The following is a 3,260-nucleotide window of genomic DNA, read 5'->3' on the forward strand; positions in this document are numbered from 1 at the left end:
GCGGCGCCGCCGCCGGGCGCGGCCCCCCGGCCCCGGCGCCGGCCCCGGGGCCGGGGCCCTGGCCGGGCTGCGGGCCGGGCGGCCACGCCTCGCCGTACCGGTGCGCGGGACCGTCCGCCACCGGCAGCCCGGACTCCGCCGGCCGGGCCCGGCCCTGCGGGGCGGGGGGCTCGCCCCCGCCGTCCAGGGCCTGCAGCCGCAGGGTGGCCACGCCGGTGGGAGCGGTCTCGTCGTGCGACCCGGCCGGGGCCGGTACGCAGACCACGGGGTCGGGTTCCTGCCCGTACGAGCCCCCGCCGGACTCGGCCCGGTCGGCGGCCCCGGCCAGCGCGTGCACCGGCTCGGGCTCGACCCGGACCCGGGCCGCCGGAACCTCGCTCCAGCCGGCATCCGCATCCGCGGCCACCCGCCCGTGCGGCACCGCGACGTCCCCGAGCACGGCCGGACCGGCCGCCCGCCCCGGGGCCCCGGCCTCGGCCCGGCCGGTGCACTCCGCACCGTCCTGGGCCATGCCCGGAGCCGGAATCCCGGCCACGGCCTCCGCACCGGCCGCCGGCGCGGCCGGTCCCGGCTCGCCCCGCGCCGCGCCCGAAAGCCCAGCCACCGCCGCAGACTCCGCCTCCGGACAGCAGTGAGCCACGCACGGCTGCGCGCCGCCCACGAGCCCGGGAGACTCGATCCCCGCACCGGGGACCGGGTCCGCCGACACCGCCGTCAAGGCCGGACCCGGCTCGGCTCCCGCCACGCCCGGAAGTCCCGGCACCGCCACGGGCTCCACCTCCGGACCGGCCTGAGCCGCGTACGGTTGCACGCCCGCAAGCCCGGGAACCGCGGCCCCCGCACCGGGGGCCGGGTCCGACGGCATGGTCGTCAAAGCCGGACCCGGCTCGGCTCCCGCCACGCCCGGCCACTGCGACGCCGCAGGCCCTGCCTGCGGCTCGGCCTGAGCTGCGTACGGCTGTGCGCCCGCAGGCTCGGGAAACCCGGCCCCCGCACCGGGGGCCGGGCCCGACGGCATGGCCGTCTGGGCCTGCGCCGCGGGCGCGGGTCCCGGCACTGCCGCAGGCCCCGTCTCCGGAGCGGCCTGGGCCGCGCACGGCTGCACGCCCGCGGCCCGCGCGGCAGGCAGCGGGGCCGGCGGCGCCGCCGTCAGGGCCGGACCCGGCTCGGCCTGGGCCGCGTACGGCTGGACGTCTGCGCGCCCGCGTTCCGCGGCAGGCTGCGGGGCCGGATGGGCCTGCGTCGTGGGCGTGGGCGCCGGCACCGCCGGGGGAACGGCCTCGGCCGTGTGCGGCGGGGGGTTCGCGGGGCCGTGGAACGCGGCCCCCGCAGCGGGCAGCGGGTGCTGTGGTGCGGTCCGGGCCGGGGACGGTGCGGCGGACACCGGCGGGGGACCGGAGGGCGGCTCGGGGTGGGCCGCGTCACGGCGCGGCGGCGGGGTGGGGTAGAGCTCGGCCGTGCCGCGCAGGGCCGGGGCGTGGGGGGGCCGCGGGGCCGCCGCCACGGGTGGCACGCGGAAGGTGCCCGTCGTCGAGGTGGTGCGCGTGGGGTACATCGTTGCCTCCGTCATGCGAACAGCCGGCGCCAGGTTTCCGGGCCCGGGTAGCCGTCGGCCGCGGCGCCGCGCCAGCCCTGGGCGCGCTGGAAGGCCTCGACGCTGCGGCGGTCGGCCTCGCTCCAGAGGGGCCCGGGGCCGTTCGTGTAGTTCTTGCCGAAGCCCTTCTTCACCAGCTGGCGGCCGAGGGCGGTGATGAACGGGTGGGACGACCCGGGCCGGAACGCCGACAGCCCCGGATACGCCGGCATCCCGGCCGGCCCCGGCGCGGCGTCCACCGTCGGCCGGATGTCGTTGCCCTTGTGCTCGACCAGCAGTTGCCAGGTGTGCGCGCCCGGGATCCCGTCCGCGTCCGTGCCCGTCCAGCCCTGGGCGCTCTGGAAGGCCTGCGTGGCCAGCCGGTCGGCGTCGCTCCACGCCGTGCTCGCGCCCTTGGGGTAGAAGCGCCGGCCGCCCCGGTCGATCAGCATCCGGGCGAGCTGGGCGACGTGCTCGTTGTTCGCGCCCGGGCCGAACTGCGTGGCGCCGGGGAAGACGGTCGGGACGGCCGGCTTCGGGTCGGTCGACGACGGGTCCTGCTCGGTGATGCCGCTCGTCACGCCGTTGAACCGGTACGGGAGGTACTTCGTCGCGTTGCTCCAGTAGCCGTACGGGGTGGCGCCCTTGCGCGTGTTCGGGCGGGTCTGCTCGTACGCGACGTAGTGCGTGCGCGTCTCGTCGACCCACCCGCCGAAGAGGACCACGTGCGAGCCGTTGGTGGGGTCGGCCGGGTTGTGGAAGAGCAGCATGTCCCCCGGGAGCAGCTCCTCCTTGGTGATCTTGGTGGCGAATTTGTCGAGGCTTCCGGTCCACTCGTTCGTACCGAGGTTCCAGGCCATCGAGACGAAGCCGGAGCAGTCCTGCCGGTAGCCGTCGGACCAGTACGTGGACATGCTGTACGGGACCTTCGCGTCCAGCCACAGCTTCGCCCGGTTGATGATCGAGGTCCGGTCGATCCGCTTGACCGCCGACGGCGCTCCGGGCGCACCCGGCGGCTTCGCCGGGGCCGGGCGGCCGTGCAGCGGGGACCGGCCGCCCTGCGGGGAGCCGGGGACGTCGTGGGGGCCGGGGGTGTCGAGGGAGACCGGCTCCGGGCCGGGGACGGGGCCGGCCGCCGCCAGCGCCGCCGAGCCGCCACCGCCCAGGACCACGCCCGCCGCGGTGGCCAGCACCAGGGCCCGGCGGGCGCCGCGCGCGGCCGGGTGGCCGCCGTCCCGGAGCGGTATGGCCCGCGCGCGGGCGAGGGCGCGACGGCGCTGCGCGCAGCCCGTGCAGACGCAGTCGCCTGCGGGCTCGTACTCCTCGAAAGCGGGCATCGGCATCGGTGCAGTCGTCTGCACATGCATCGGAGGCTGGATCGTCATGCGGTTCCGTCCACTCCCCTGCTCGTCGCTGGTCAGGCGGGCCCGGCATCTGTCGGGGCATCAGATGCGGTTCGACCCAGACATATCGTGCACGATAAACCCCTCAAACATGGGTTAATCGGACAAGGCGGGCGCGGCTGGTCACGAGCACCACTGGAGGTGGGGTAGAGTTTTCTCTGTCAGCAGGCGCCGCTAGCTCAGTTGGTTAGAGCAGCTGACTCTTAATCAGCGGGTCCGGGGTTCGAGTCCCTGGCGGCGCACAGACAATATAATTCGACGCGCCGCGCGCGCACCGCGAGCGG

General features: G+C 77.1%; 1 protein-coding gene, 1 tRNA gene and 1 pseudogene. 1 reads left to right on the forward strand and 2 read right to left on the reverse strand.

What is annotated here, in order from left to right; genetic code table 11:
• A pseudogene (locus ACFXA3_RS09885) lies at positions 1 to 604 on the reverse strand (hypothetical protein); the annotation flags it as partial.
• Between the two features lie 962 nt (positions 605 to 1,566).
• The gene (locus ACFXA3_RS09890; protein ID WP_385184413.1) at positions 1,567 to 2,916 is read right to left on the reverse strand and encodes a peptidoglycan-binding protein; all 1,350 of its coding nucleotides are present in this window, start codon (positions 2,914 to 2,916) and stop codon (positions 1,567 to 1,569) included.
• A gap of 228 nt (positions 2,917 to 3,144) precedes the next feature.
• Here ACFXA3_RS09890 and ACFXA3_RS09895 point away from each other — a divergent pair.
• Positions 3,145 to 3,218 (forward strand) — tRNA-Lys (locus ACFXA3_RS09895).
• Positions 3,219 to 3,260: the final 42 nt, after the last annotated feature.

This window comes from Streptomyces sp. NPDC059456 (assembly GCF_042750055.1).
Lineage (GTDB): Bacteria > Actinomycetota > Actinomycetes > Streptomycetales > Streptomycetaceae > Streptomyces.

Excerpts from the sequence above, each read along its gene's own strand:
- ACFXA3_RS09890 (WP_385184413.1), bottom strand. The coding sequence starts at position 2,916 with ATGCCGATGCCCGCTTTCGAGGAGTACGAGCCCGCAGGCGACTGCGTC.